A 25,963-nucleotide genomic window follows, 5' to 3' on the forward strand; every position below is an offset into this window, starting at 1 on the left:
CCTGCGGAAACGCTGTGCTGATGGTGGGGTCGGCTCGCAAAGGCAAAGTGCCGCGATGTGCTGAGATCTGGGCTGACCTGCTCCTTCGGACAACGAAAGGTGGCCAGGTAAGAATCAGGTAACCCCTCCCGGGCCGGCCCCTCGGTGGGCTGCTGATCCCGAAATCTCCGAGTGCTGCTGTATTGGCCGAGCATGGGTGCTGATGGGGAATCGGAAGACGATCGACTGCCCCCGCGTGCGAGATACGGAATGTTCTCGCGGCCGGCACGCTGAAAGTCTTATGGCGTGCGACTTGACGCGGGTAGTGAAGACGGTATTCCTTGACGCCGCCCGGCCGTGTTACGAAGGGGTGGCACGGCCGGGCCCTCAAGTCAGGGAGAGGAGTCCGCTGAATGGCAAGAGGGAAGTGGAAGATGTGCACCGCGGCCGAATGGTTGTGGGGTGCCGACCCGCTGAGGTGGCGGCGTGTCTACGCGGGGAGAACCGACCAGGTGACGGCGGCGCGGTTGTTCGCCATGGCGCTGTTCGCGGGTACCGGGCGGGAGGATGACGTGGGCGTCGTGGTCGCCGAGCTGGCGAGTAACGCCGTGCTGCATACGCGGTCGGGGGAACCCGGTGGCTGGTTCGGGCTGGAGGTCACCTTCGCCGATGTCGCCTACATCGGGATCACCGATCTCGGCGGGGGATGCGTGCCGTTGTTCCGCTCGAAGAAGCGGGGATGCGAGCTGAAGGAAGGAGGGCGCGGTCTGCAGGTCGTCGCCGAACTCGCCATCTCCTACGGCATCCACGGCTCGGTCGAACTCGGCCACACCGTCTGGGCCGATATCTCATTCCGCAGTCAAGATCAGGCCGCTGCGCCTCACGTTTCGCTGGCGCAGTAGCAGAGGTCATCCTGTCGGTAACCGGCTGCCCTCTAGCAAGCGAAGTCAGAAAACACTTGGCTCCCAAAGCCCCATCCGCCGACCCGCGCCTGGGTATCGGGTGGGGCTTCCGCCGTGAGTTGGTGGTTCACCACGGTTGCCGTATTGGGATCCGTCTAAGGTGTGAGGCCGGCGTCGGCGCATCATCAGGTCGGGATAGTGGGCAAGGAACAACGTACTGCCGCGACACTTAGAGTCTTTCGATCGGTCTTTCGTTCCGGGTTCTCTTCGGTCTTCTGGCTATGAACGGAAGGTGCCTCCACATGTGTCTGTACAGGCCAGTTCGCTTCTGCATATTCCATCCCTGAGCCCGACTCGTCCCCAGGACGACCCCTGGTAATAGCGGTCCTCGGCTGCCAAGCGGATCCCCGTCATGCCCCTCTGCCCCGGCCCCTTCGAGGGGAGCTCTACCCGAAGCGGTCGCCGGCCTGCATCAGCCGGAGTGCACCTATGGAACCCGAGGCGTCGCATGCGGGGAGATGAGCGGGCACACCGGACGCCGGGGTTTGTCGTTCGCCCGCGCCCCACTCGAGACGGAATCCGAAAGAGGCGCCCCCGGGGTTGATGGCGTGACGCCCACATGCCACCGGCCGGGGGAATTCAAGTTTTACGGTGGTTTGAATTCGTGGCCATGTGGATGGTGTGCCGGTTGGCTAGTCCAGTTAGTGAGATGAATAAAAATCCGGCGGCGGTTCTTGCCTAGTGGCGCGTTATCGAGAAATGGTCGATGTACCGACGGACGGGAACGGCGCCGATATCCGGGCGCCGTGGCCAACGAATTGGAGGCGAAATGGCATCGGAGAAGACCGCCGCGAACGGCGCCACCGAAAACCGGCCCACGGGCGCCAAGGGCGCCGCGAATGGTGCGGTCAATGGTCCGGGTTTCGGACGTCCGTCCGGCGCGGCTGGCGCCGTATGGGACGCGCTGACGGCCAACCCCGGCGCCACGGTCGCGACCATCGCCATGGCGGCACAGGTCAGCCGCGCCACCGTGGCGCGCGTACTGACGGCCATGGAGGGCGACGGCCGCGCCGTCCGCACGCACGGCGGGTGGGACAACGGTAAGCGACGGCCCGACACCTGGAACGCGGTCGCGCCCGATGCCCCGGAGTCCGATGCACATGCGGACGACACCACACCCGCCACCGAGCCCGCCGATGACGTGGCGGCCACGGACACCGCTTCACAGGAAGCCCCGCAGGACGAGCCCGGCATCAGCGGCGCGCCGAACACGACCGATGGCACCGACGACGGCGCGACAACGGACGGCGACGGCTCCGGCATGGACGCGGCGGCGGTCGCTGAGGCCCGGGACGCGCTGACGGCGCTGGGCGCGGCGATCAGCGACGCGCTTTCCGCACTGGACCGGGGTGACGGCGCGGCCGCATTGACGGCCATCCACACCGTGTACGGCGGGTCGGGTAAGGCGCGGCGGCTGGTGCGCGCGGCGGTCAACGGGCGGCCGCGCACCGCCTCGGGGCGGCCGCGATCACGGCAGGGCGAAATGCGCGCGAAGGTCGCGGCGCATCTGGCCGCTCACCCCGGCGCCGAGTTCACTCCGCACGAGCTCGGAAAGGTGCTCGGGCATTCGGCCGGTGCCGTCTCCAACGCCCTGGACCGCCTGGTCGAGGCCGGTGAGGCCGCGCTGGTGTGCGAACGTCCCCGCCGGTTCACCGCCGCCGAATCCGCTGCCCGCACGAAGGCCGATACCGCGCGCTGACCGACACCGCACACGGGGACGGGCGCGGCGCAACGCCCGCCCGTCCCGAACGGCCACCATTCCGGACCTTAGACCACTTTCGACAGGAGAAGACCGCGATGACCGTTGCGCGATCCATGCCCGTGACCGTTTCGACGTCCGCCACCACCCGACGTTTGGGACAGGGCGAACTCCGCCGCCTGGTCGCCGCTCACCTGGCCGCCGATCCGGCCCGCGCATTCACCCCGGGCGAAATCGCCAAGGCGTTGGACCGGTCGGCCGGTGCCGTCGGCAACGCGCTGGCGACGTTGGCCGACCACGGCCACGCCGAGGAGGTGTCGAACCGGCCGCGCCGCTACCGGGCCACGGCCACCACTGCCCACGCCGCCACGCCGCCCTCCGGTGGCAGGGTGCGCGGCACGTGCGCAGGAAAGCCCGCCGCGCGCCCGTCCGGTCCGGCCGCCTCGGCACCGGTCGTCAGCACGAAAGAGCCATCGCCGGTGGATGGGCGCAAGCCGATCGTGCGACCGAACGGGCAGACGTACCACCCGCGCCAGTTGGCCGACCTTCCCGACGTGGTCGCGTTGCGGCGGCTGCGTGAGGCGGGCATCCCGGCGCTGTTGTACGGCCCGCCCGGGACCGGCAAGACGTCCCTGGTCGAAGCGGCGTTCCCCGACCTCATCACGGTGGCCGGAGACGGTGACACGGCGGTCGCCGATTTCATCGGCGAATACACCCAAGCGCCCGGCGGGGGTTACGAGTTCGTCTACGGCCCGTTGGTCACCGCCATGACCGAAGGTCGGGCGCTGCTCATCGATGACGCCACGCTGATCTCGCCGAAGGTGCTGGCTGTGGTCTATCCGGCGATGGACGGGCGGCGCCAGATCACCGTGAAGGCGCACAAGGGCGAGACGATCAGCGCGGCGCCCGGCTTCTACGTGATCGCCGGTCACAACCCGGGCGTTCATGGCGCGGTGTTGACCGAGGCGCTAGCGTCTCGGTTCGCCGCACAAATCAGGGTGTCGACCGACTACGACCTGGCGCGCACTCTCAAAATCGACCCAAAGGCGGTGCGGGTGGCGCGGAACCTGTCCAAGCGGCAGGAGTCGGGCGAAATCGGCTGGGCGCCGCAACTTCGGGAACTGATCGCCTTTCAGAAGATCGCCGACGTTCTCGGTGCGGACGCGGCGGTGTCCAACCTCGTCGGCATCGCGCCCGAAGAAGACCGCCCCGTCGTCGCCGATGTCGTCGCCGCCGTCTACGGCCGTCCGATTACACCGCTGTCGCTTGGACGCCAGATCTGACCGACGGCGCCCACGGCATCCGGCCGACACCACCACCCGAACACAAACCGTCTGAAGAAACGGGGGACCACCCATGACCGCGCACATCATCGCCGCACCCTCGGCGGAACCGGCGCCGGGGACCGACCCGCACGGCCCTTGGCTGAGGCTGTCGGCCGCCTTCACCGAGGCCGTCGCCGACCTCGCCGACCGCGAAGACCTGACCGTCACCTGCGCCCCGGGCAAGGGACGCGGCGCGCCGGGATGTTTCATCCCTGCCCAGGCCACCATTGAACTGGACGGCGCCCACCTCGGCCACGACCCCCGGACGTGTGACCCGTCCCGGGTATCGGACCGGGAACGGTACCCGGCGCTCTGGGGTGTGCTGACACACGAGGCCGCGCACGCCCACCACACCCGCTGGACACCGCCGCACGGCACACCCGCCGCCCACATCGACGCCGCGTTGGCGTTGGAAGAATCCCGGATCGAGGCCGCCCAAATCCGCCGCCGTCCGGCCGACCGCCGCTGGCTACGCGCCTCGGCAAGCCGCCTCGTCCTCGCCGATTTCATGCCGCCCGCCGGGACCACACCCGGCCCGATGCCCGGTGATCCCACGCCGAGAGCCGCCGCGTCCGGCGGCGCCACGATCAGCGCGACCATGACCCCGTGGGACGCCGGACGCGCCGCCGCCCTGCTGCTGGCACGCACCGACGCAGGGATTCTCGACCACGTCGAAACCAAGCCGCTGACCGAAATGATCATCAAGATCCTGGGCGAGAAGCGGCTCAACGCCCTCGCCGACCTGTGGGGCATCGCGCACCGTACCGGCGATGACGACCGGGAAACGATGATCGACCTCGGCCGCCGCTGGTGCGAGATCATCGGCATTGATCCGGAACGGCCCGCACCCGAACCGCCCCCCACCTCGGGCGAGCCGTCCGGGCCGTCCCCCTTGGCTGAGGCGATCAGCGGCGCCCTCCGCGCGGTCGCCAAGACGGATGGGGCATCCACCTCGGGCGCGGCGGAAGAGAAGGACGACCGGCGGCGCCGCGAACAGGCCGTTCGTGAGGCGACCGAACGCGCGGCCCGCCGGGTGTTCCGATCAACCCACTCTGAGCGCGGGCGCCACGGCCCCACCGCCATAATCGGCACCCGGGCGCCACGTGGCGACGAACAGGCCGCCGCGCGCCGCCTGGCACGCCAGTTGCGCGCCGCCGCGCACCGTGAACGCGTCGCCACCGTCCAGACCTCACCCGCACCACCCGGACGGCTGCGCATGCGCGCCGCGCTGGCCGCCGACGCCCAACGCGCCGCCGGTGCCGTGCCCACGGCCGAACCGTTCACCCGGACCACACGGCGCCACGTCCCCGCACCGCCGTTGCGCATCGGCATCGCCTGTGATGTGTCCGGATCGATGGTGGAGGCGTCCGTACCGGTCGCCTCGGCGGCGTGGATTCTCGCCCGAGCCGCATCCCACATCCCCGATGCGCGTTCGGCGACCGTCATCTTCGGCGCGAAGGTCCGCCCCGTCACGCATCCGGGAGCCGTTCCGGCGACCGTCACGGAGTTCACCGCATGCGATTCGACCGAGCAATTCGTCCAAGCGGTGGACGCCCTGGACGGCGGCCTTGACCTCAGCCGCCCCGGCGCCGCCCGGCTTCTGGTCGTCGTCTCCGACGGCATCTTCACCGCCGAACAGCGCCGCATCGGCCAAAAGCGCATCGACCGGCTGACCGCCGCCGGATGCGCGGTGCTCTGGCTGAACCTGACCGGGCGGGCGTACCCGATGGACGGCGCACACCTGCTCACGCTGACCAATCCGGCGGCGACGGTGACCGCGATCGGGGCCGCCGCTGCCCGCGCCCTACGCAACGCCTGACGGCCCTGACGGCGGGGCGCGGCCGTGATGGCGACCGCGCCCCGCCGTTCCCCGATCCCCCGCTTCAACTGCATCTGTGTACAACTCGAACGGAGAAATCGTGGCCGGCGAGATGTTCGTTCTTCTCGGTTGGGCATGGGACATCGACACCGCGACCCGACTGGCCGCACGGCACCCCGTCATGCAGGCCGACGTCGACCGGTTGGCGTGGGCCCGGCCGGTGATTCAGATCGACCCTGAGCACGCCGCCACCGTTGACCTGTCCCGCCCCCTACTGGCCGTGCCGATCCCGAACGCGCAGACACCCCTGGTGATCGACGGCTATCACAGAATTCACCGCGCGCTGACCACCGGGATCCGGACCCTGCCGGTCGTCGTCCTCGACGAGCGCGACGAACGCGCCTGCCGCATCCGAGGAGGAGGCATCTGACAACCCCGCATGCACGCGCTGACACCACGGTCTCGCCACACGCGTGACACCTTCGATGGTGCCTGCCGCGGCCAGCGGTGCCGCCCTAACGAACGCCAACCCGCCGTCGGCGCGGTGCTACACCCGGCCTCACCCATCAGGGGCAGAAACACCAACCATCACCGGCTTTGGTCCTGGTGCGGTGACGGTGTCGTCCAGGAGCGTCCCCACGTGTCCTTTGACTGGCCGAACCGTCCCGAAGGCCACCACCTTCCAGGGCGATCCAGCGACTCGCGTTAGCAGACCGACCGTCCCGGAGGGCACTCCCGCGCGAACGGCGAGATGACGGTACGGACCATTTCGCGCGGGCGTGCCCTCCGAATGCGGGCGCGCGGGCAGTGAGAAGCCGCAGCGTCTCGGTGAACGATCTCGACTGATCGCCAGTGCCTCTTCGTCCCGAACAAGGTCTATGCGGATTCGCTACCTGGAACGAATGGTGTCTACCGAGGTGGGGCCGTCATCATGACGCAGGCTCGCGCTGTCTCACGTGGCCTCGCAAGCACGATCGTCCCACAGCTTCCCACAGCGGAGACCAGGCCGGACGCGTGGAAGCCCCCCATGAGTGACGGTGGCACGTCACCGTGAGACCGACAACGGGAGCACCAACGCCTCCAGGGTCGGAGCGCCCTCCCATGAAGGTCGCAACTGCCCTAGGCCGGTCCAGCCCCACCGGGCATAAGCGGCCTTTGCCGCAGTGTTGTCCGGCATTACAAGCAGCGTTGCCCGCTCCTCGCGACGCCTGGACAGTAGTTCATCATGGAGTGCCCGCCCCACACCCTTGCTGCGCCATGGTCTCCTCACCATCAGCTCGGAAAGCGCGAACGTACGCGTTCCCGTCTCCCTGAGTTGCTCGTCCGGTACTTGTGTCAGCATGCCTTGCCACCACCCGCTACCGGCCTGGAGTGGGAAGCCGTAGGCATAGCCGATCATCTCGCCGTCGGGGGTATATGCCGCGACAAGTTCCCAGCCGGGCGCGGTCATGTGCCCGGTGATCTGGCGGCGGTATCGATCTTCAGTGAAGAACTCGCGCGGCTCGGTATTGGCGTATATCTCTTGTTGCACTGAGATGAGTGTGTCAAGCAGTCGGCGCGCGTCGGCGGCGTCATGGTGTCGGAGGTCGAACTGGAAGTCTGTCATTTGATCGTCTAGCCTCCGAATGCCTCGTCGTACTGCTCATTGAACTTCTGCGCTGACGCGCAGTGCACAGTTCTCGACATCCGCCTCAGCGAGGCCAGTTGTCTTCGGATGCGCGTTGAGTTGACCATGGCGACGAGGGGGATCGCTTCCGTGGCCACCTCGAAGGCGTCCGCCTGATTTCCGGCTCGGCGCAGGGCATCTGCTAGCCGGACCGTGTAGTACGTGGTGTTGCGCGGGAAGGCCGGATGTGGCTCTTCTTTGATGGCCTGGAACAACTTCGCGGCTCGTCGATGCTCACCCAAGGTCACGTACGCCATGCCTTCGACACCGGCTACCTCTGCGGGTGTGAGCGCCCCCAAAAAGGACAAGTCATCTTCGTGGGGGCCTTTGTCGAATTCTCTCTTCGCGAGAGTGAGGTGACGTTGGGCGCTGGTGCGGTCCTGCATACCCGCGTATCCCTGAGCGCACCGCAGATGCAGCAATGCGGTCATACGCGGTGTGGCCCACCCGGCAGATGTGCGCAGTCCTCTTTCCGCGAGTTGGACGGCTTCACGTGAACGCCCTTGACGCTGAGACTGCAGGGACATGTACGACAGCACTCGCGCTTCGAGCTGCAGGTCCTCCCGCGTCCGGGCCAGCAGCAAGGTTTCCAGGTAGTGCTGCCAAGCCATGTCATGACGTTCTGCGTCATAGGCCGTCCAGCCCGCCCAAGCACCAAGATGCCCGGCTACTTGGTACAACTCACCCTCCAAGCGGGAAGGGTAAGTGCCGTGCTGTATCCAGGCGTCGACCTGAGCCAGCAGCGCGGCGGCCCCCTCACAGATGAGGTCGCCGCCGCGCTGCGCATCCGTATGCTCCAGCTGCTCCAACGCGGACCGAACGAGCCCGAGGTGCTCATCACCAATGAGGGGACCCTGTCCTGGGTGCAGTAGCGAACGGGCAGAGGCCGCTAGGCCGAGACCTGCGAGGAAGTCCAGGATGAATCGTCGGCGCTTCGTTTGATCATCACTCCTGTAGGTGCTGGCGTCAGGTTCACGGCCATCGGCTTCTGATGGTTCACCAGAGCTGCTGTTGTCCCCGAACAGCTCCTCAACGTCCATGCCGAATGCGGCTGAGTAGGCCAACTGGTAGCGCTCGCTGATACCGACCTTGCCGGCCTCCCAACGCTTCACGTAAGAGATCAGGGTTTCCAGGTCGGGGCACTGATCGGTGATGTGATCGGCGAGTCGGCGGGCCATCTCCGGTTTCAGCCAGCGGCGCCGTTTGCGCTCGGTGCGCAGACGGGCGCCGATCCTACGCCGTTCTTCGGCGGTGGTCATAGCGGATGCCCTTCGGATCGCCGGTGCTCCGGATTGCTCCTCCCGGTGCTCCCCATTGTGCCCCTGCCTCTACGGCATGGGACGCGGTTTGACTTGCCTTCATCAGACGAAAGCGGCCCCGGACGCGACGATCGCGGCGTCGGCCGGGGCCTTGACCGGAAGGAGGCTCCGGTCCATGGACGATCGTACGGCCGGATATGAACCGTCTGGCCCATTGGCCGCGTTGGCGGTGAATCTGTCGGCGCGGCGGTTGGTGATCGACAGGACGGTGCGCGCGGTCCGCGAAGTGAACAAGGACGTCCCGGAATGCTGTGACGAGGTGCGGTACGTGTCGGACACGGTGGTGTGCCGACCGCGTGAGGACGACGGCGGGACGCCGTGGGTCTTCACGTCGTGGGGTGCGCTGATCGCTTCGGCCGATCAGGTGGAGGACGCGGCGATGTACGTCTACACGTATGTGTCGCGGCGACCGGAGCAGGCGCGGCCGAGGGTGTCGTCGTGACCGCGCCGACGGTCGGCGTCCGGTCGTGGGCGGCCGTCGAGATGGACCCCGAGCGGGCATTGGCCGAGTTCGCCCGCTGGTTTCCGGGGGTGCCGACGTGGTTCGGCGAGTACACCGGCCAGTGGTTCGCGCTGCTACGGCGGCCGGGCGGTGACCAGCTCGTCGAGGCGGACACCCCCGAGAACCTGGCACGCCGTCTGAACGCCGCCGGGGCGCGCCCCCGTCGCAGGATGCCGGACCGGTCGGCCGGAATGCCGGGGGGCGGTGGGACGGCGGCGGGCGTGCAGTGGTCGCCCCCGCCGCACTCGCCGCGCCGGGCGGGGTCGGAGCGGCCGGGGCCCACGAAGCGTCCTCCGCGTGGTCGGCATGAAGCGAAAAGGCGCCGGGGATGGCTGCGGCGGCTCCTCGACTGGCTGACGCGGACGGAGGAGCGGTGAGTGGGGCGGGCCAGATGCGGGGCCGGGACGGCAGTGTCGGCGTCGGGCGTGCGCTATGGGTGGCGATCCTGGCCGCCCTGGACAGTGACGACGCGGCATTGCGCACCGAGGTCTATGCCGCGGTGATCCGGGTCGGGCTCCCCGCGTGGATGGACGTGCTGGACGACCCGGCGGCGCTGTCGGCCCACGTGCGGGAGGCGACCGGCGGCCGGGTCACCCTCACCGGCACCGACGACCAGGCGGACGGCAACGGCGGTGACCGCGGGGACCGGATGTCCCCGGGGTGGGGGCCGATGCGCCCGAACATCTCCCCGGCCTCCTCGCCCATCCCGATGCCGGACGCGTAGAGCCGGGGGCGGCCCCGCGGTGTGGACACTTCCCCGTATGTCCCGCGCCGTCGCCCCCTTCCAACCGCCGCGCCCCCGGGCGTCCCAGCCCCCTCCCGGGTGGCGCGGCCCTTTGCCGGCGGCGGCGCGGATGGCCGGTATGTCAACCTCTGCCGCGCCGCCGCCCTTTCCAACGCCACACCCCCGGGGGAACCAAGGGGGTGCGGTCCTCGACACAGGAGGATTTCCATGGTCAGGGACCTGACCGATTCGCTGCGCATTCGCCCGCCCGATCTGGTGCTGGTGCTGCTGGTCGGGGACGGAACGGGCGCCCGGCGCATGCCGACCGTCACCCTGCCTGACCTGCCCACGACCGTGCGGCAGGCCGCGGCCGTCGGTATTCGAGCGGTGAAGCTGTTCGCGAGCAGCTCGACGCGAGACGCGCGTGGGACGGCCGGACAGGACCCGGGGTGTTTGATGGTGCAGGCGATCAGGGCGGTCAAGGACCAGCATCCGGACATGGCCGTGATGACCGAGACCTGCCTGTGCTCCTACACCGACAGCGGTGAGTGCCACCTGTCGCACCCCGACGGCTCTGTCGACTTGCCGGCTACCGCCGACGCCCTGGTCGCGCAGGCGGTGACGCAGGCCGCCGCAGGCGCCGATATCGTCGGCCCGGCAGCCATGGCGGCGGGTTCGGTGCGCGCCTGCCGACAGGCCCTCGACGGCGCCGGGTATGGACGTGTGCGGATGATGACGCATCTGATCCTTGCGTCCGGCCTGTACGACGTGTACCGGATGACGATGAACGCAGCTCCGGCTTCCGGCGGTCGCCTCCTGCAGATCAGCCCGGACCGCGCGGGTCGCGCTGTATCGATGGGGCTGCGCATGCTGCAGGAGGGCGCCGGCTCGCTGCTGCTGGAACCTGCACTGTTCTGCACCGACATCCTCATCGCGCTGCGCGCCCGGACGGCGGCGCCGCTGCTGCCGTTCTCGGTGTCGGGCGAGTACCTCTCGCTGGCCCCGGATGTGCTCGCCGAGGAGTACACGATGCTGCGCCGCGCGGGCGCCACCCAGATCATCACCTACGCCGCAACCGACCTGGCCGCCTCCTGGTCGATACCGTCATCAGGGGTAGCCGACTCGACCAGACCAAGGACCGCATCCCTATGACCATCGTGCCCGCCGGCGCCACAGCCGTGTCCTCGCCCGCCGAGGTCTACTTCTCTAGGGCCCTGCCTTCGGGTCGGCCGCTGCGGCTGGGCGGCCGCACCAGCCACCTGGCCCGCGCCTACGCTCGGCGAGTCATTGACGCGCTGGCCGCGGCAGTTCCCGGCCTGCAGATCGAGTACGTGCCCATCGAGACGTCCGCGGACCGGCACAAGGGCGACCTGTCGGAGCTGGGCGGCAAGGGCCTGTTCATGAAGGAGATCGACAAGGCCCTCATGACCGGCGCGATCGACGCGGCCGTGCACTGCATGAAAGACGTCCCCGGTGACGTCCCGCTGCCCAAGGGGCTGGTCTTCGCCGCCTACATGCAGCGCGAAGACGTCCGCGACGCCGTCGTGTTCCCCGAGGGCTCCGAATACAGCAACCTCGCCGAACTGCCGCCCGGCGCGAAGATCGGCACGTCGGCCGTCCGCCGCAAGGCACAGATCCTCCGCAAGTACCCCCACGTCAACGTGCAGCGCTTCCGCGGCAACGTCATCCCCCGCCTGACCCGACTGGACGAGGAGAAGACCGTGGACGCGCTGGTGCTGGCGCGCGGCGGGCTCGCCAAGGTCGGGATGGAGCATCGCATCTCGCAAGTGCTCAGCATGGACGAGATGTGCCCGGCCATCGGCGCCGGCGTCGTGGGCGTCCAGTGCCGCGCGTCCGACGAGGGCATCGTGGAACTGCTCCAGATGATCGACCACGCCGAGACCCGCACGCACATCCTGGCCGAGCGGACCATGCTCCACGGGCTGCAGGGCCACTGCAACTCCCCGATCGCCGGCCACTGTCACACCACCGAGGACGGTCAACTCAGCCTCATCGGCATGGTGTTCAGTCGAGATGGGGCGACCTTCGCCTACGCCCACGAGTGGGACACCCCCGACCGGGCGTTCGAACTCGGCGCCTACGTCGCGGGCGTACTCAACCGCAAAGGCGCCCGCGACATCATCGCCGGCATCCCCCACTGACCAACCGACAATCCTCGGACACGCGGAACGGCCCCCGTCCCGGGCGAACCGGAGCGGGGGTCGTGCAATCCGGCCTCCAACTTTTCCGGGGCGGTCCAGTGATAGACCAGCCGCGCGTGCGCATCTGGGCCTGCCAGGTCCTCGCGCATGACGGGAGGCTGGGTGATGTACCGGCCCGGCCACGCGGGCGCTTTCGACCTGCCGGACGGCGAGCATGCCGCACTGGCGCCGCGAGGCCCCTGCTTCGAGGCACGTTCAACGGTCGAGGGTGGGGCGGGCGAAGCCTAGTAGGGTGCGGCGGTTGTAGGACTGGATCTGGACGACTGTTCCGGTGTGCGGCGCGGCGATCATCTTGCCTTGGGCGATGACGAGGCCGACGTGGCCGGGGTTGGTGGTGGAGGTTCCGGGGCCGGAGTTGAAGAAGACCAGGTCGCCTGGTTGTTCGTGGCCTTGGCGGACGTGCGGCTCTCGTCTCCACTGTTCTCCGGATGTGCGCGGGATGGCCACTCCGGCGTGACGGTAGGCGGCGAAAGTCAAGCCGGAACAGTCGAAGGCGCTGGGGCCTGTGGCGCCCCATAGGTAGGGCTTGCCGAGTTGGGCGTGGGCGAATGCGACTGCTTTGGCTGCTGCTGGGCCGGGAGCCTGTGCCGACCATCCTGACGGTAGGCCGGCCTCGCCGCACGCCTCGCTTATGTCCATGGCTTGTCCCTGGTTGGTTCGGCTCGCTTGGGCGTAGGTGTGAGCCTGGCGGAGGACGGTGTTGACGTAGGCGTTCGAGTGGTTGTACCGGAAGAGGGCTTTGCGCATGTTGCGGGGTGCGCCGTTGTGCTTGAGGTAGCGGGCGGCGCTGGGGATGGCGTCGGCGGGGTCGTAGATGTCCTTGTCGCCGTCGTGGTCGCCGTCGACGCCGAAGGCCGCCCAGGTGCCGGGCATGAACTGCATCGGCCCGGCCGCCCCCGCCTCATTGGTGCCTGATCTGATTCCGGAGCCGGGGCCGCGTCCGTGGTCGGACTCCACCTTGCCGACGGCGGCGAGTATGTGCCATCCGATGCCGTACTGCCGGCCCGCCTTGACGTACAGGACGAGATAGGCGGCGGGGATCCCGGCAACGGTCTGGCTCGGGGACGGCTGGCAGGCGGCTTCCCCGGGCCCGGAGCCGGGCAGGACTACCCCGAACACCGCGACGAACACGGCCGCGAGCATGAGCAGGGCGACCACTGCACCGATGAGCAGCGGCATCAGGAGGTCTCGGGGCGACGGCCTCGGGTGGTTCCCCATACCTGCGCTAGAGCGGCGAGGCGTTGCCGGGGGCCGTGGGTGCCGGTCGGTTGCCATACCGGTCCGGCTGGTCCTTCGGGTGAGGTCGTGGGGGTGTGGACGGCGGTGGCGACCGGGATCTCGGGGGTGCCGAGCCGTTGGTGGAGGTTGGCCTCGCGCTTGGGGCTGGGCAGCCAGAACAGGACGGGTGTGGTGGTGCCGGTGCTTTCGGCGAGGTCGGCGTAGCGGCCGAGTTTGGCCGTGACCCGTGCCAGGGGTTCGGTGCCGGTGTCGTGTTCGAGGAAGAAGTCGAGGGTGTTCGGTGTGCCGTCGGGGCCGGGCTCGGTCCACCGGCCGAAGGCGTCGGGGCGGGCGAGGTCACCCCAAACAGTGGCGCAGCGTTGCTCGGACCACCACTCGTCCAGGCTGGTGCCGTCGGTGTGGCGGCGGGCGTGCGCGTGCAGGTGGGCGAAGAAGTCGTTTACGCCGACCTGGTGCCCGAGCCGAGGCGAAAGGGCGATGGCGGTGACGTCGGCCTGTCGGTAGCCGAACTCCTGGACGGTTTTTGCGCGCGCTGCGGCCAGGACGTGGGCGCCGGCGGGGCCGAGGACCCAGTGCCAGGGGCGGGACCCGACAGGGCTCCAGGGCCGGAACCGCTGCAACGCATAGAGGCGGTAAAGCTGGCCGAGGCGTTGCCGGGCGCGTTCGGCGGTGCGGAAGAACATGGCAGTGATCTGGTCGGTGGTGAGCACTTTGTGCTCCCACACCAGGGTCAGGATGGCGCGGTCGCGTTCGGTGAGGCGGTAGGCCAGATCGGCGACCAGTTCCGGCGTCATCCTCGGCGGACGCACCTGCGACCCGCGCAGGCGGTGGACGGCCTTCGTCGGTCGAGTCATGCAAGCTCCTCATCCTTGGGTGGCGGGCACTCGTCGGCCGGGAGGCCGGCGCCGGGCTCGGTGGAGAGGTCGCGGAGCCTGACCTCGGGGATGTGGCGCTCGGGAGCGGTGGCCACGAATTGCTCGTAGGACGCCTGCTGGACCTGGCGTGCGCGCCCGGGGATGCGGTCGGGCAGGGGCCGGGTGCGGAAGGTGAACGCCGGAGTCGGCGCGTTGCCGTCCATCAGCCGTCCGACGGCTTGGAAGGCGCCGAGGTGGGACAGGTCGTGCGGAGTGAGCAGCGGCGCGGTGTGGCGGGACAAATCCGCGGCATCTTCGGGGGAAGCGGCGAAGTAAATCTTGTTGCGCGCATCGGCGGACACCGCCTCACGCAGGTCCTTGGGCAGCTGAGACAGGTGTTGGTGGGCCAGGACGAGGCTGAAACGGTAGGCGCGGGCCTCGGCGAGGATGTCACTGACCGAACCCGGCAGGTTCACAAAGTTGTGCGCCTCGTCGATGTAGGCCGCGGCGTCACGTCGTTCGTGTTCGGGTTGCTGCGCGCGTGGTGTGATCGCCTGCCAGGTGTGCGCGAGCAGGAGCGACCCGAACAACCGGACGGCGTCCTCGCCGAGCACGCCTTTGGGAAGCCGGGCCAGGATCAGTCCGCCGGTGTCGAGCAGGCGGGCCAGATCGACGGTGGACTGGCCACCGGAGAGGGTGTCGCGGATGAACGGCCGCAACAGTACGGCGCGGAGCTTGTTCATCACCGGGCTGATCGCCGAAGCGCGGGCGGCCGGGGTCAACTCGTCGTAGGAGGCCCAGAACCCGCGCAGCAGCTCGTCGGTCAGCCTGGCGGTGACCCGCGCCCGGTAGGGGGAGTCGACCAGCAGCCGCGGGATGTCCCCGAGGGTGGCGCGGGCACCGTTGACGCGGACGAGGGTGAGGCAGGCCGACCGGAGCAGGTCGTCCAGGCGGGGGCCCCAGGCGGAGGGGAAACAGCGGCGGAAGGTGGTGACGATCGATTCGGCGGCGAACGCCGGATCCTGTCCCGTCAGCACGTTCAAGCACGGCGGCTTCCCGGGCGCGTCCGGGTCGAACACCACCGTTCGACCGATCGCCCGTTCGGGGAGGCGGTCCATGACGTCGGCGATCAGGTCGCCTTTGGGGTCGATGACGAGCGCGCCGCGGCCGGCTTCGGCGTCGGCCAGCACGAGGTTGGCCAGGAAGGTGGACTTGCCGACCCCGGTCTGCCCGAGCACGTGGACGTGCTGCCGGGCGCTGGCGACGGCGAGGCCGACCGGCCGGGCCGCGCCGGCCTCGGCGTCGCCGAGCACCCGGATCCCCGGGCCCGAGGTGGGGACGGCGGGGGAAGGCGCGACGGGGCGGGCGCCCGCGCGGGTCACCCCGGGCGCCGCCAGATCGTGCGGCAGGTGGGCGAGGGCGGCCAGCTCGGGAACCGACAGCAGGAAACCGCGGTCGAGGCGGCGGGCGGCCAAGTGCACGAGAGGTGAGGGGAGCCGTCGACGGCGCAGGAACTGGGTGCTGGAGGTGAACAGGGCGAAGGTGGAGGCGATCTCGTGGCCGTAGCCCCTCAGCCAGGCTTTCGCTTCCTCGCCGTGGCGGCGAGTGGTCGCGACGCCGTAACAGATCCGCACGGCGTAGCGGGGGTGTGCGGCCTTGCCGAGGATGGCGCGGACCTGCTCGGCACGCTCGGGAAAGTGTCGCGTTATCTCGCCCGTTCGCCGATTTGGTGTCATGCCGGGGGTGAGCAGGTCGAACAGCACGCCTCTGGCCGTGGTGGAACCGCCGGTGCGGAGTGTGGCTGCGGCTCGGTACGCGCGGCGCAGGCGTCGCCCGGTTGCGGGACGGGCGGACACCTGCACCGCGAGGTATTCACCTTCGGCCAGTCCGGACGCCGCGCCGAGCAGTGCCCGCAGCGGGTCGGAGGCGTGGTCGGTGGCCAGGGGGAAGGAGTCGGGACGTCCGAGCACCAGACGGCCACCGGCCGCAGCGGCCATGTCGAGCGGGATCGGTGGCGTGGCGGGGCGAGTGGTCAGTGTGGCGCCGGGCCAAGCGGACAGGGTCGCCTTCTCCACCAGACCGTCGGGGACGGTGCCGGGGACCCAGATCTGAAAGCGGACGCCGTTGTGGTCGGCGATGTATTCGAAGGTCAGATGCGGCTGGCCGAAGACGAGGCGTTTCCAAGCGGGGGCGGTGAGTCCCACCAGGTGCGACCACCAGGCCGCGGCGCTGCTGTCTTCGATCTTGGGCGGAACCGCGATTTCGATCAGCCGCGCGCCGTGCGCGAGGCGGTGGTTCTGCCATCGCCACAGTAGCGACCGCGCCGCAGTTGCCGCTGCCGCTGCGGCGAGGACGCTCGCGAGAATGACCGGGCCGTAGGCGGCCGCTAGGTCTGCGAGTCGTTCAGGGTTGCGCAGCAATTCGGTCGGAAGGTCCCACCAGGGGCCATCGGACCTGGAAGAGGGATTGAACCTCATCGAGGCCCGCCTTCCTGGGCTCGCGACACCGGGAGCGGGCTCGAGGCGGCGTCTGCGAGCTCGGCGGGGTCGGTGGTCGCCAAGATGTGCTCGCGAGCGCTGGCGATGCCGCTGAAGGCCGCCCGATCGCAGCCTGCCCCCGTACCACAGAGCAGGCCCTCGCCGCGGTTCGCCGCCAAGAGGAAGGCCTTCTCACCGTCAGTGAGGTCGAACGCTTCGGCGACCTCGTCGATGACCTGGGGCGCCTGGCGCAGCAGAACTTGCGTCGCGGAATTGGCTACCACGGCCCGTCCGAGGTCAGAGGAGAGCAGGTCGGCGGCGTCCTGTGTGACGACGGCCAGGCCCGTCCAATACTTGCGCGCCGACTTGGCGAGCTTGTAGAGAAACCGCGCGCCTTCGCTTTCGCGCATGAGGGTCCACGCCTCGTCGACCACGACGAGTCGGCGGCGCCGGTCGGCGGGGTCGGTGACTTGCCGCCAGATCGCATCCAACGCCAGCAGCAACCCCACCGGCCGCGTCTCCTCGGGCAGATCACGCAGCGCGAACACGACCAGATGGCCGGTGGCGCGGGTGGTGGTCGGTCCGGCGAACAGGCTCCGGTAGGAGCCGGTCACGTACGGTGCGAGCTGCGCCGCGAGATCGGCCGCCTCGGTGTCGCCCGATTGGGCGGCGAGGTCGAGCTGGGCGGCCAGGTCTACCAGGAGCGGGGCGCGGCGTTTCCAGGTGCGCATGTCGGAGGTGATTCCGGCCGCGGCGTAGGTGGCGATCACGGCGCGGTCCAGCACCGTCCGCATGGTCGGGCTGAGCGGTTCGCCGAGCATGGCGGCCACCAGTGTCTGGAGGAACAGTGCGCGGCGGACGAGGGTGTCCTCGTCGCCGGTGGCGGGCAGATCGAAGGGGTTGAAGTAGACGCCGGGGGCGCCGAGCCCGATGTGGGTTCCGCCGACGGCTTCGGCGAGGCGGCGGTACTCGTCCTCGGGGTCGACCACTGCGACCTGCACGCCCTGGTAGAGCAGGCGGAGGACTTCGAGTTTGGTGTGATACGACTTGCCGGCGCCGGAGCGGGCGATGGTGACCGAGTTGTAGTTGTCGCAGGCGTACCGATCCCAGACCACGACACCCGAGGAGTAGGCGTTCAACCCGTACAGCACCGGAGTGTCGGCGAGCTGTGGTTGCAGGTCAGGGGAGGAGAACGGAAAAGCGGCGGCGAGTGCGCTGGTGTCGAAGGCCCGTCGCACGTTCACCGTGTCGGTCCCCAGCGGCAGCGTCGTCGTCCATCCCTGCAATGCTCGGAACGTGGTCGGCTGCGCGTCCAGCAACAACGATGCGGTCAGCGCCCGCACCTGCTGGACCTGGTCGTCCAGGTCGGCATGGGTGGCGGCGCGCACGGTCAGGTACAGGCCGACGCGGAAGAGGCGGCCGTGGCCTCGAGCGAGGGTGGCGGCGAGTTCGGCGGCGTCATCGGCGGCGGCCTCGCCCGCGAAGTCAGCCAGTCGGCCCCGGTTGGCGTCGGCGCGGGACGTCGACTCCAGCCGGGCCAGTTGCCGCCGCAGGCGTTGGGCGGCGACCAGCGGCGGGATCGGTTCGATGTGCAGGGACACGTCCAGCCGTCCCGGATACGTCAGCAGTGGCTCCAACCACCCCGCGCCGACTTCCCGCGGGTACCCGGCGATGGCAAATGAGGCGCACACTTCGCCTGGCAGCTCCACCGACCTGGCGTTCACCCGCAATGCCGAGGGACCGAATGCCCGCGCAGCTCCATCCTCTGGAGCCGGGGTGTTGCCGAAATCATCTGAGCGCCGGAGCGCCCTGGCGATGCGGCTGAAGGAAGATCGTGGTATCACAAGTCCTCCTTGGCAGTGATCACTTCTCCGGGGCCGGCGTTATCCACAGGAAGACACTCGTTTGGGGATAGCGACTCAGCCAGAACACCGGCACAGGCGGCGGCGTCGAGCACCTCGGCGGCGATCCCGAGCGCGCGGAGCGAGCGGACCGCTTCGTCGGCGCGCCGCAACGCCACAGCCGCGCCCGCATCCCGGGCGGCGCGTTGCCTACCTGCTCTCCTCCAGAGACGAGGGCCGGCCTGCTGCTGGTTGGTGGTGTCGCCGATCACGATGAGGACCTCTCGGACGAGCAGGTCGTGTGCGGCGCCCAGCTCGTCCAGAAACGCGGCGTGATCGCGGGCGGCCTGTTCCAACGCCGGGTCGGGAAGATCCCCGGCGGTCTCGATGATGGCTGCGGCCAGGCCCGACAGATCGACCGGACGGGCCTGAATGAGGATCTGGACGGGGGCGTCCAACGAGTTCAGCCAGCGCCCGAACGCCGCGACCAGCGCGGCCTGCTCGCCGGTTGTCCGCAGCCCGAACGGCAGAGTCCCGGCACGGATGATGACGGCGGTCCTGCCGTCGGCGAGTTCCATGGCGCCGTCCTCGCGCACAGCGCGTACCGGCAGCCGCAGCGGAGCGGGGAGGCGTCCGCGTATCCGGCACCATGAGGGCGGAGGCTGCACCGCTTCCTGGACTGCCACTCGGGCCGCGGGCAGGCGCGCATGGGCCAGGGCGGCCAAAGCCAGCCGGTCCAGGCTCATCCCGTCCCGCCGGGCGACCGCCAGCACGATCCCGACGGCTACGACTGGGAGAACAAGGGCGATCAGCAGTGGGAACGGCAGCCGGCCATCGGCAGCCATGTAGAGCCACAGGGCGACGGCCGCGGTAGCGGCGAGGATCGCCAGTTGCCGCGCGGTCAGGCCGTAGATGATCTTGTCGGGGCGCTCCACGTCTGCGGGGATCTTCGCCGACAAGGACTGGTCGTGACTGCTCACCGCATTCTCCTGTTCCTGGGCGACTCGATCCACAGCGGTAGCTGCCGGTGCGGCACGGGCCGTTTGGGCATGCCCGGCAACATCAGCTGCCTGGAGCGCACCCGAGGTCGCCGCGCGGCAGCGGCCGAAGACGCGCTCGCAGCCGGTGGACGCGGGACGCGGACGGTCGGAATCGGCAGGGCCAGCTGCGCCGGCCGTCTGGCGACGGGCTTGTGCGGGGTGGGAATGGGCAGTTCGAGCTGCACCGGTTGGCCTCCTTGCTGTGGTGTGGGTTGTTCGGTCGGCGGCGGTGTGGGAGGCGGTGCCGGTGGAGGTGCGGGCGGCGGGGGGAATGTGGGCGGCGGTTGAGGGGGGCGCCGGGTGATTGCGGGTGACGGGCGCTGAGGACGAGGCGGCGGGCGGTGTCGTGTCGTGCTGGACAGGCCGCGTTTGGTCATGGCGCCCAGGAAGCCGACAGTGCGGTAGATCAGAAAGCTCTTCACGAGTCGGCCGAGCGTCCGCGGCTGGGCCGGCTGCCAGACGGTGCGGGCAACCCACCCCGGCACGCGGATCATCACCCACAGCAACGCGATCGCCAGCAGCAGATCGATGAGCTCGTTGCGGGTGGGAAGCCCGAGCGCCGAGCCCCCGCCGCCTTCGGCCTGGGTGAACAGCAGCTGATAAGCGGTGGCCAGCACCAGCGACTGGACGACCTGGATGGCCAGGATTCCGGTGATGCCGCGCCACCAGAGCCGCGCCAGCCCGTCGGTCATCGGCAGCGCGTGGAACATCAACGCCAACGGGGCCGCCGCGATCAGCACCATCGTGATCGCGACACGGACGACGTAGATGAAGCCCAGGCACAGCACCAGCACGACGACGACCAAGGCCAGCAGCGTGGCGAACGGCTGGGTCGACTTCAGGGGTGCGACGACGTTGGCCGCGACCACGTCGGCCAGCACGCGAGGGTCGATTTTCGTTTCCGCGCTGCTCAGGAACGCCGTGGCCAACCCGTTGGCGAAGGTGATCCCGTATCCGATGACGACCAGGCTCAGGTTGGAGGCCACGAACGCCACCACCAACCGGATCAACACCTCTCGTGGGGCAAGCTCCCCGCCGGGAAGGGATTGCCCGGCCATCAGCACCATGCCGCCGAGGGTGATGAGCAGGACGTAACAGGTGTTGGCGATCGTCTGCGAGGTTCCCCACAGGTTCCGGGCCCGCGCCATGTCCGGCGAATCGATCTCCGGAGTCCCCAGCACTGTGGAACGCAGCAGACCGAAGATCGGCTTGGTCGCGGAGGACACCAGCTTTCGGAACCAACCGTTCACCGCCTGCTCGGCTTTGCAGGCGATGTCGACGAACCCGCATTCCTCATCGCCATCGTTCCCACGTGTGGTCTGCGGGGGAGCATCGGGCGGAGCGGGCGTCGGGGTCGCTGAGGACGGCCCGGCCGAACCCGAACTCGAGATCGGAGCAGACGGCGCCGCAGATCCCGGCGCCGTTGGAACTGGAGCTGTTGGAGTCGGTGTGGTCGCCGATGGGTCCGGTGACGGGGACGGGGTATCGGCGGCGCTCGCCCCGACGACGTGTCCCAGGACGGCGGCTTGAGCGAGGAACAGCACCACCAGCAGCCGTGCTGCACTCGGGACGGTGCGAGGGACCACACGCCCGATCGAGTGAATGGGCGTGTGAGGTTTCATTGGCCGACGATGCTCTGCAGCAGCTTGACCAGCACCGGCGCCAGCACCGCGACGCTGTAACCGATGGCGGCGTAACGCACCGTCTTCTTGGCGGCCTCGACCTCTCCGGGGTCACCACCGGCCAGGATGTAGCGGACGCCTCCGATCGTGGCGAACAGCGTCGCCAGTCCTACCAGCAGGCCGACGAGCACGTTGCGCAGGTTGGTGATGACCTGGCTCAGCGAATGCGCCTCCGCCAGCAATGTGCTGGCCTCGGCGACGGTCGGCACCACCAGACAGGTGGCCGCACATCCGGTCGTCCACAGCAACGAGGCGGCTATCCGCCGACGTCGGCCGGCACTCTCGCACCGCGCACGCGATGCGTCAGACTGCGTCGCGTCGGGCCCTGCCAAGGGTGTCGGAGTGGGGTGAGGGCCGTTGCTGATGCTCATGGCAGCGTCTCCGAATCTGATGACGGAATGAACGACTGCCAGGCGAGAACACAGGTACCGGCACGGCCCGGGTCTGGGTGTCCTCCTCATCGAGGGCAGGTGAAGATGACGGGATACGCACGGCGGGGACCGGGTGAACCGTCCGCCCGGGCCGTACCGGGCCCGTGATCTCGACTGGCACCCATGAAGCACCGACTCAACCCCCGGCATTCACGCGCCGGTCGTCAAAGATTGCCGAACCTTGACCATCTGCGGCCGCCACCTCGCCGCCGATGACCGTGTGGGGCAGCCGCGTCCGACGTTCGCGGTTAACCATGGAGCAACACCAACGGCAGGCTGTCTTTGCCGAGTCTTGACCCACTCGCAGTGCGAAAACCGGACCGCACGGCGGTGCTTCATGGGTGCACAGGGGATCGGGTGACCGTCGCGGGTCACCCAGCACATGAACGACGTACCGTCCAACCCGAACGGCCGCCGAAGCAGCCCCGGCACCCAGGACCAGTCCTTGCGGATGCTGCCGCTCACGGTATGGCTGTGCTCGGACCACGCCACCCAGCCCGACCGCGACAGCAAACCGTCCACCGTCCCGGCGCCACGCGGCGCCACGGCACGCAGCGCCACATCACGCGCCGCTGAGATCTGCGCGCGGCACCATCAGTACGTCGGATGCGAACTCGCCCGGCATCTGATCTCGTTGTGCACGCGCGAAGGCGACGTGGTCGTCGAGGCCTTCACGGCCAGCGAAGCCACCCTGGTCGCCGCGGCCGAGCTCAACCGGCGTGGTCTGGCGTTGGTGCCGCTTTTCCCACTCGCCCGGCACATCGGCTCCCATCTGCGCGCCGCGCTGCCTGAGCACCGGTTGAGGCGGGTGGCGATGCGACCGTGCCGCCCCGACCAGATGGCCCGCGGCCTGGCCGACCACCTGGGCGAAGTCGGCCTGGTTCTCGCGGCCCCACCCCCTTACGAAACCGGCGGCGTCCCCAAGAGAAGGGGCGACCGCGAATGCCCGGCCTGCCGCGCCGAGGTGTGGATGCTCGGCAGCGAGCAACTGGGGGTGTTCCTGGCAGCGGCGTGGAAGGTGCTGCGTCCGGGCGGGGTGCTGGCGCTGATCACCACCGCACGATACGAGGGCAACCGGCTGGTCGATCCGGCGCCGCGTCTCATCCGCCAGGCCCAAGGGCTGGGGTTCCGCTACGTCCAGCACGTCATCGCACTGCGGGTCCCGGTCGAGGGGGACCGCCTGGTGGTGCAGGCCGGCCCCGCCGACCTCGCCGAGCTACGCCAGGTCGGCTCGCGTGCCCTGCCACCGGCTGTCCGCGTGCACGCCGACGTCTGCCTGCTGCAGAAGCCTCGGGGTGGGGGAGCCCGATGAGTCCATCCCAGGGGGTCGGGCTGGTATCGGTTCTGGCGACGGGGCAAAAGCCTTCTCGGATCCAGCGTCGAGGCCGCTACACCCGTGAATCGATGCGGCACCCGGCCAAGATGCTCCCGGCCATCGCCGCCCAGGTCATCGAAGCCTTCACCGCCCCGGGGGATCTGGTGGTCGATCCGATGTGCGGGATCGGCACCACGCTGGTCGAGGCGATCCACCTCGGCCGCGACGCAGCCGGAATGGAGTACGAGCCCCACTGGGCGCAGATGGCCGCGGCCAACGTGCTGCTCGCCCAGCGGCAGGGCGCCACCGGGACCGTCAAGCTCGCCATCGGGGATGCCCGCACCATCGCCACCGCCCATCTGCCCTTGCGAGGCAAGGCTGCTTTGGTGCTCACCTCACCGCCGTACGGGTCGTATACGCACGGGCACGTCCGGTCCGGCCATCGCGATGGCGATGGCGGTCCGGTCACCAAGTGGAACCACCGCTATTCCAGTGACCGCGGCAACCTCGCCCATCGCAGCATGCCCGAACTGCTGGACGGCTTCGGGCGCATTCTGGCCGCCACCACTCGGCTTCTGCGGCCGTCCGGCGTCGTCGCCGTCACCGTCCGCCCCATCCGCATGCGCGGTGAGCTGATCGACCTTCCCGGCCTGGTCATCGGTACCGCTCACAAGCACGGGCTGACGCTGGTCGACCGCCACGCGGCCCTGCTCGCCGGACTACGGGACGGCGGCCTGGTCACCCGGGCCTCGTTCTTCCAGATGCTCGAAACCCGCCGCGCCCGTGACAAAGGCATCCCCGCCTGCATCACCGCCCACGAAGACCTTCTGCTGTTCCAACGCGCCGCCGAAAGGCGCGATGGCAACACGCAAGACAAGACCAGGTGCGTAAACAGCGAGGAGACACGGTGAACGACCTCAACAGCCGACGCAGCACCGGCCCTGCTGGCCGGCCCCTTCGGACCTGGGTTGAGGAGGAGGTCGAACGGCTGCAGTTGGGCATCTTCGGGCAGTGCAAGTGGGCCAGGCGCCGCAGCCAACGTCACGCCTGCTGCGCAGACCGCAGTGCCGCCCCACGAACGCAACTGCGCACCTTTCCCTATGGGCAGGACCAGCTCTTGACCTCTCTTCCAGGGCGGAGCCAATGCGCACGTCCTTGCCGCGCCGTCGTCCACTGCGCGCCCGCCGGCGATGGGCTTGACCGGCCCGGACGAGATGAGCGTGCATACCGGCGCACCGGCATGACCGGCCGCCGACACCCACGCCCGCGGGCTGGGGCCGGTGGCCGCGACCGCCGGGATGGCTCTGTTCCGCTGGAGAAGGCCCATGGCCATTGTGCGCGCGGCACTGTCTGGTCACAGTCGGCACGCTGCGACCGAGCGGCGGGGTGCGTCGAGCAGACCTGTCATGCCGGGGGTGTGCGATGAAGCCCGGGCTGACACCGGCGGAAATCCGTTCGCTGCCTGCCGTGGTCGATCTGGTCACCGCAGGGCGTGCGTTCGGCATCGGCCGCACCACGGCCTACCAGCTCGCCCGTACCGGACGGTTCCCGTGCCGGGTAATGCGGGTCGGGCGCGGCTATCGGGTGCGCACCGCCGACCTGCTCAACGCCCTCGGCCTCGCCATAAATCTTCTCCTCGACCAGCCGTCGGACGGGCAGCCCTCACCACACCAGGGAGAAGGTTGAATGGCCAGGGGAAGCACGTTCAAGGCCTGTGGCTGTCGTGACGAGGCGGGCAAGCTCCTGGGGCGCCGGTGTCCCCGGCTACGCCGCAGCGACGGCCGGTGGAACACCGCGCATGGGACGTGGAGGTACCAGCTGGAGCTTCCGCTCACCGCCGCAGGGGACCGGCGCGCGCCGCTGCGTCGCGGCGGGTTCGCCTCCCAGGATGCCGCAGAGGCGGAGCTGAACCAGGCCAAGGAGCTGCTGGCCGTCGCCGGAGACGACGAGGCGGCGCGCATCCGGATCGCTGACCTGATCGTCGCGACCGTCCGTGCCACCAAGACTCTCCCGGCACCAGAGGAAGTCCGCCGGAAGATCCGTACCGGGCAGGATCTCGCTCGGTCGGTCACGGTCGGGGAGTACCTGGAGTCCTGGCTGGCCGGGCGCAGGAACCTGCGGGAGGGGACCCGCCGTAGCTACGCCAACCACATCAAGCTCTATCTGATCCCGCACCTGGGCCATATCCGCCTGGACCGGCTTTGTGTCCGCGACGTGGAACGCGTCTTCGACGCCATCGATGAGCTCAACGAGACCATCACCCGGGCACGCGAATCCGGCGACCCGACACTGCGAGCCAAGGTCAAGGGGCGCCGGGTGGTCGGGCCTGCCACCAAGCAGCGGATCCGGGCGACGCTTCGGGCCGCGCTCAACAGGGCGGTCCGGGAACGGCTGATCGAAGTGAACGCCGCGTCCCTGGTGGAGCTCCCCTCGGGCAAGGCGCCCAAGGCGCTGGTGTGGACCGACGAACGCATCGCCGCATGGGAGAAGGACTTCGCCGCGCACATCGAGAAGATGAACGCGCGCCGCAAACGCCAGTCCCGGCTCGAACCGCACAAGCGGATCGGGGAGCGGATCAACCGCCTCGATGCCTACATCGGCGCCCCGCGCCCCTCCAAGGTGATGGTGTGGACACCGGCGTTGACCAAGCGGTTCCTGGACCGCGCCCGCGGTCACCGACTGTATGCGCAGTACCACCTGATCGCCTTCCGGGGCCTGCGCCGGGGCGAGTCGTGCGGCTTGCGGTGGAGCGACCTGGACCTGGACAACGGGACGGTCACGATCCGGTGGCAGATCACCCAGATCGGATCGGAAACTTTCGAGGGCAAGCCGAAGACCGAGGCCGGGGAGGCGACCATCTGCCTCGA

The 25,963-nt window shown here is 69.3% G+C and carries 23 protein-coding genes; 14 read left to right on the top strand and 9 right to left on the bottom strand.

What is annotated here, in order from left to right:
- Window positions 1-392: 392 nt before the first annotated feature.
- From QSK22_RS30105 to QSK22_RS30125, 5 genes are all read left to right on the top strand, one after another.
- On the top strand, window positions 393-881 hold the full coding sequence (locus QSK22_RS30105; protein ID WP_285497835.1) for an ATP-binding protein: 489 nt from the start codon (window positions 393-395) through the stop codon (window positions 879-881).
- An 829-nt stretch (window positions 882-1,710) separates the two neighbouring features.
- Window positions 1,711-2,640 carry a helix-turn-helix domain-containing protein gene (locus tag QSK22_RS30110; RefSeq protein ID WP_285497836.1) on the top strand — a complete coding sequence of 310 codons (930 nt, stop codon included), beginning with the start codon at window positions 1,711-1,713 and terminating at the stop codon, window positions 2,638-2,640.
- 98 nt (window positions 2,641-2,738) lie between these two features.
- Window positions 2,739-3,923 (top strand): AAA family ATPase, encoded by a 1,185-nt coding sequence (locus QSK22_RS30115; RefSeq protein WP_285497837.1) that lies wholly within the window; start codon window positions 2,739-2,741, stop codon window positions 3,921-3,923.
- 73 nt (window positions 3,924-3,996) lie between these two features.
- On the top strand, window positions 3,997-5,784 hold the full coding sequence (locus QSK22_RS30120) for a vWA domain-containing protein (RefSeq protein ID WP_285497838.1): 1,788 nt from the start codon (window positions 3,997-3,999) through the stop codon (window positions 5,782-5,784).
- Window positions 5,785-5,884: 100 nt separating this feature from the next.
- Window positions 5,885-6,214, top strand: a complete 330-nt coding sequence (locus tag QSK22_RS30125) for a ParB N-terminal domain-containing protein (protein ID WP_285497839.1) — start codon at window positions 5,885-5,887, stop codon at window positions 6,212-6,214.
- A gap of 615 nt (window positions 6,215-6,829) precedes the next feature.
- Here QSK22_RS30125 and QSK22_RS30130 read toward each other — a convergent pair.
- The gene (locus QSK22_RS30130) at window positions 6,830-7,390 is read right to left on the bottom strand and encodes a GNAT family N-acetyltransferase (RefSeq protein ID WP_285497840.1); all 561 of its coding nucleotides are present in this window, start codon (window positions 7,388-7,390) and stop codon (window positions 6,830-6,832) included.
- A gap of 8 nt (window positions 7,391-7,398) precedes the next feature.
- The gene (locus QSK22_RS30135) at window positions 7,399-8,709 is read right to left on the bottom strand and encodes an NsdA family TPR-like regulatory protein (protein ID WP_285497841.1); all 1,311 of its coding nucleotides are present in this window, start codon (window positions 8,707-8,709) and stop codon (window positions 7,399-7,401) included.
- A gap of 214 nt (window positions 8,710-8,923) precedes the next feature.
- On the opposite strand from QSK22_RS30135, the gene QSK22_RS30140 reads away from it, so the two are divergent.
- The 5 genes from QSK22_RS30140 (at window position 8,924) to hemC (ending at window position 12,157) form a co-directional block, all read left to right on the top strand.
- The gene (locus tag QSK22_RS30140; protein ID WP_285497842.1) at window positions 8,924-9,211 is read left to right on the top strand and encodes a hypothetical protein; all 288 of its coding nucleotides are present in this window, start codon (window positions 8,924-8,926) and stop codon (window positions 9,209-9,211) included.
- Window positions 9,208-9,648, top strand: a complete 441-nt coding sequence (locus tag QSK22_RS30145) for a hypothetical protein (protein WP_285497843.1) — start codon at window positions 9,208-9,210, stop codon at window positions 9,646-9,648. Before QSK22_RS30140 ends, QSK22_RS30145 begins: the two co-directional genes overlap by 4 nt.
- A complete protein-coding gene (locus QSK22_RS30150) occupies window positions 9,645-9,995 on the top strand; it encodes a hypothetical protein (RefSeq protein WP_285497844.1) in 351 nt (116 codons plus the stop codon). The genes QSK22_RS30145 and QSK22_RS30150 overlap by 4 nt, the downstream gene beginning before the upstream one ends.
- A gap of 99 nt (window positions 9,996-10,094) precedes the next feature.
- A complete protein-coding gene (locus tag QSK22_RS30155; protein WP_285497845.1) occupies window positions 10,095-11,147 on the top strand; it encodes a porphobilinogen synthase in 1,053 nt (350 codons plus the stop codon).
- Entirely contained in the window at window positions 11,144-12,157 is a 1,014-nt protein-coding gene (gene hemC, locus QSK22_RS30160; RefSeq protein WP_285497847.1) for a hydroxymethylbilane synthase, read from the top strand. Before QSK22_RS30155 ends, hemC begins: the two co-directional genes overlap by 4 nt.
- Window positions 12,158-12,412: 255 nt before the next feature.
- Here hemC and QSK22_RS30165 read toward each other — a convergent pair whose 3' ends face one another.
- The 7 genes from QSK22_RS30165 to QSK22_RS30195 all read right to left on the bottom strand — a co-directional run bounded on the left by QSK22_RS30165 (window position 12,413) and on the right by QSK22_RS30195 (window position 21,598).
- A complete protein-coding gene (locus tag QSK22_RS30165; RefSeq protein ID WP_285497848.1) occupies window positions 12,413-13,396 on the bottom strand; it encodes a C40 family peptidase in 984 nt (327 codons plus the stop codon).
- Window positions 13,396-14,310 carry a replication-relaxation family protein gene (locus tag QSK22_RS30170; RefSeq protein WP_285497849.1) on the bottom strand — a complete coding sequence of 305 codons (915 nt, stop codon included), beginning with the start codon at window positions 14,308-14,310 and terminating at the stop codon, window positions 13,396-13,398. Before QSK22_RS30170 ends, QSK22_RS30165 begins: the two co-directional genes overlap by 1 nt.
- Window positions 14,307-16,514 carry a type IV secretory system conjugative DNA transfer family protein gene (locus tag QSK22_RS30175; RefSeq protein WP_285497850.1) on the bottom strand — a complete coding sequence of 736 codons (2,208 nt, stop codon included), beginning with the start codon at window positions 16,512-16,514 and terminating at the stop codon, window positions 14,307-14,309. The genes QSK22_RS30170 and QSK22_RS30175 overlap by 4 nt, the downstream gene beginning before the upstream one ends.
- Before the next feature lie 269 nt (window positions 16,515-16,783).
- A complete protein-coding gene (locus QSK22_RS30180) occupies window positions 16,784-18,496 on the bottom strand; it encodes a VirB4 family type IV secretion system protein (RefSeq protein ID WP_285497851.1) in 1,713 nt (570 codons plus the stop codon).
- A gap of 131 nt (window positions 18,497-18,627) precedes the next feature.
- Window positions 18,628-19,608: a PrgI family protein gene (locus tag QSK22_RS30185; protein WP_285497852.1), complete on the bottom strand. Its 981-nt coding sequence runs from the start codon at window positions 19,606-19,608 to the stop codon at window positions 18,628-18,630.
- Window positions 19,605-21,290, bottom strand: coding sequence for a TrbL/VirB6 family protein (locus QSK22_RS30190; protein ID WP_502872387.1), 1,686 nt, complete (start codon window positions 21,288-21,290; stop codon window positions 19,605-19,607). The genes QSK22_RS30185 and QSK22_RS30190 overlap by 4 nt, the downstream gene beginning before the upstream one ends.
- Entirely contained in the window at window positions 21,287-21,598 is a 312-nt protein-coding gene (locus tag QSK22_RS30195; RefSeq protein ID WP_285497854.1) for a pilin, read from the bottom strand. The genes QSK22_RS30190 and QSK22_RS30195 overlap by 4 nt, the downstream gene beginning before the upstream one ends.
- A gap of 628 nt (window positions 21,599-22,226) precedes the next feature.
- On the opposite strand from QSK22_RS30195, the gene QSK22_RS30200 reads away from it, so the two are divergent.
- The 4 genes from QSK22_RS30200 to QSK22_RS30215 all read left to right on the top strand — a co-directional run.
- Window positions 22,227-23,093, top strand: coding sequence for a hypothetical protein (locus tag QSK22_RS30200; protein ID WP_285497855.1), 867 nt, complete (start codon window positions 22,227-22,229; stop codon window positions 23,091-23,093).
- Window positions 23,090-24,007: a TRM11 family SAM-dependent methyltransferase gene (locus QSK22_RS30205; protein WP_285497856.1), complete on the top strand. Its 918-nt coding sequence runs from the start codon at window positions 23,090-23,092 to the stop codon at window positions 24,005-24,007. Before QSK22_RS30200 ends, QSK22_RS30205 begins: the two co-directional genes overlap by 4 nt.
- Window positions 24,008-24,518: 511 nt before the next feature.
- Entirely contained in the window at window positions 24,519-24,782 is a 264-nt protein-coding gene (locus QSK22_RS30210) for a helix-turn-helix domain-containing protein (protein ID WP_285497857.1), read from the top strand.
- Window positions 24,783-25,963: site-specific integrase (locus QSK22_RS30215; RefSeq protein ID WP_285497858.1), on the top strand; the 1,181-nt coding region annotated here is incomplete at its 3' end.

This window comes from Actinomadura sp. NBRC 104425 (genome assembly GCF_030269545.1).
Taxonomy (GTDB): Bacteria; Actinomycetota; Actinomycetes; order Streptosporangiales; family Streptosporangiaceae; genus Spirillospora; species Spirillospora keratinilytica.

Excerpts from the sequence above, each read along its gene's own strand:
- QSK22_RS30105 (WP_285497835.1), top strand. The coding sequence starts at position 393 with ATGGCAAGAGGGAAGTGGAAGATGTGCACCGCGGCCGAATGGTTGTGG.
- QSK22_RS30110 (WP_285497836.1), top strand. The coding sequence starts at position 1,711 with ATGGCATCGGAGAAGACCGCCGCGAACGGCGCCACCGAAAACCGGCCC.
- QSK22_RS30115 (WP_285497837.1), top strand. The coding sequence starts at position 2,739 with ATGACCGTTGCGCGATCCATGCCCGTGACCGTTTCGACGTCCGCCACC.
- QSK22_RS30120 (WP_285497838.1), top strand. The coding sequence starts at position 3,997 with ATGACCGCGCACATCATCGCCGCACCCTCGGCGGAACCGGCGCCGGGG.
- QSK22_RS30130 (WP_285497840.1), bottom strand. The coding sequence starts at position 7,390 with ATGACAGACTTCCAGTTCGACCTCCGACACCATGACGCCGCCGACGCG.
- QSK22_RS30135 (WP_285497841.1), bottom strand. The coding sequence starts at position 8,709 with ATGACCACCGCCGAAGAACGGCGTAGGATCGGCGCCCGTCTGCGCACC.
- hemC (WP_285497847.1), top strand. The coding sequence starts at position 11,144 with ATGACCATCGTGCCCGCCGGCGCCACAGCCGTGTCCTCGCCCGCCGAG.
- QSK22_RS30165 (WP_285497848.1), bottom strand. The coding sequence starts at position 13,396 with ATGCCGCTGCTCATCGGTGCAGTGGTCGCCCTGCTCATGCTCGCGGCC.
- QSK22_RS30170 (WP_285497849.1), bottom strand. The coding sequence starts at position 14,310 with ATGACTCGACCGACGAAGGCCGTCCACCGCCTGCGCGGGTCGCAGGTG.
- QSK22_RS30190 (WP_502872387.1), bottom strand. The coding sequence starts at position 21,290 with ATGAAACCTCACACGCCCATTCACTCGATCGGGCGTGTGGTCCCTCGC.
- QSK22_RS30205 (WP_285497856.1), top strand. The coding sequence starts at position 23,090 with ATGAGTCCATCCCAGGGGGTCGGGCTGGTATCGGTTCTGGCGACGGGG.
- QSK22_RS30210 (WP_285497857.1), top strand. The coding sequence starts at position 24,519 with ATGAAGCCCGGGCTGACACCGGCGGAAATCCGTTCGCTGCCTGCCGTG.